Annotated in this window: 1 protein-coding gene; it reads right to left on the reverse strand. The window is 32.3% G+C overall.

The genetic code is table 11. The features are described 5' to 3' along the window. On the reverse strand, positions 1–1,762 hold a 1,762-nt coding region (locus KDK19_RS13155; RefSeq protein ID WP_257292141.1), incomplete at its 3' end, for a glycosyltransferase. Positions 1,763–1,805 lie beyond the last annotated feature (43 nt).

Genomic DNA, 1,805 nt, shown 5'->3' on the forward strand with positions numbered 1-1,805 from the left:
GGTTTATAACACGTAGTACTAACTCATAGTCTTGTGCACCATCGAACTCAGAATTATAACCTCCAAGATCTTTTACTAGTGATGTTCTAAACATACTCATATGGCAGGTATACATCATTGATAGAATGTATTCAGGGGACCAGTCAGGTTTGAAAAAAGGTCCATAATTTTTTTTCCCATTTCTTGTTATTTTATCTTCATCCGAATAAATGTAATCAACATTAGGATTACGATCTATAGAAATTACAGCATGATAAAGAGCATCAGGATGTAAAGTATCATCGTGATCTAGGACTGTGAAAAATTGTCCTGAAACATGTTTAAGCGCTGTATTATTAGCAGTTGAAATATTTCCATTCTCGGGACGAATGATAACTTTTATTCTTGAATCATTCTTTTGAAAATGTCTAATTATTTTAGTAATTTTCTTGTTTTCTGAGCAGTCGTCTACAAGTATTAGCTCCCAGTTTTTATAAGACTGATTTAAGATTGAATCTATTGATTGTTTTAGCATTTTCAGAGGCGTTTTGTAAATACAGATAATCACTGATATTAACATATTGCATTTAAAATCCGGATTCTGGAGCATATATAACGGGCCTGCAACGCCTTCATGCGTTTTTTGAAACGGTTCGCGTAGAGCACCCGTTGTTGAATAAAGTGATTTTATGTTGTTCGCTCGATAAATTATTCCATCGAGTCCCGCGTCACAATAGGTTACGTATATTTTCTCCATCAAATTAGTAATACCATATGTGGATATCAGAGATTGAAGAAAATTAAATTTTTTAATATATGATCTGACGATTCTTCCAAAAAATCTATATGGCTTAGTAACTTTCCAACTCGATGAATTAGCATATTCATTGGTTTTAGCTTCCCACTCATAGATCTCTTCCTGTAATTCTGCGATTCTAGCATTACCCTGATAGATCTCTTCCTGTAGTGTCGCAATCTTAGAATCTGATGATATATTCCACTTGTTGTTTGATTGACATGGAGGATCAATGAAATTTCCGTCTAAGGAAAAATGACCTTTTTTTACATTTTCAATCTTACCTGCAACTCGCTGTTTACCAAGTATATTTCTATTTTTTTGGCGTTTTTTTACAATGCACATCGAATTAATAAATTCAACAGAATGTATACAAGAAAGACTAAGTTCTGGAATTTCACAATTATATTCATTAAGAATATTATCAAGAGTTTTTGTGGGTTTGGAAACGATTCCCCAATGTTCAAAATTTATTACATCAGCTAGAGCTTTGAAAAAGGAAATGGACGAATATGGATGAAATAATCCTCCCCCGTACTCTTTCCAGTAACTACAATGAAGATCCTCAACCACATAGATACCATTGTCAGCTACATTATTAAAGTAGTTGACGAATGATTTTATAATATCATCTGAGTTATGGCTTCCATCATCAATTATAATATTGAATTTTTGGCATATATTTGAAATCGTATGGATTGTATTCTTATCGGTTACATCGCCAATTACTATTTGTATCTTTCCATTATTGTATTTAAGTGATGAACAAGTTTGGTCGATATCACAACCGATTATCTTTTTAGCATTAGAGAAGTACTTGGCCCATATTTCTAATGAACCACCATTTTGTACTCCTATTTCTAAGAGATTTATCCTTTTGGTTCGATAAGGTTTAAAAATCTCTTCATACTTTTCTAAATATAAAGACCACTTGTCTGAAGCAAAGCCTTTATGATTTTCAAATATCTTAGTATATTTAGCAACCATACAATAATGTAATCCTGAAACAATGATGAATGAAGCTTTAGTT

It is taken from the genome of Endozoicomonas sp. ONNA1 (assembly GCF_024606325.1).
Classification (GTDB): domain Bacteria; phylum Pseudomonadota; class Gammaproteobacteria; order Pseudomonadales; family Endozoicomonadaceae; genus Endozoicomonas_A.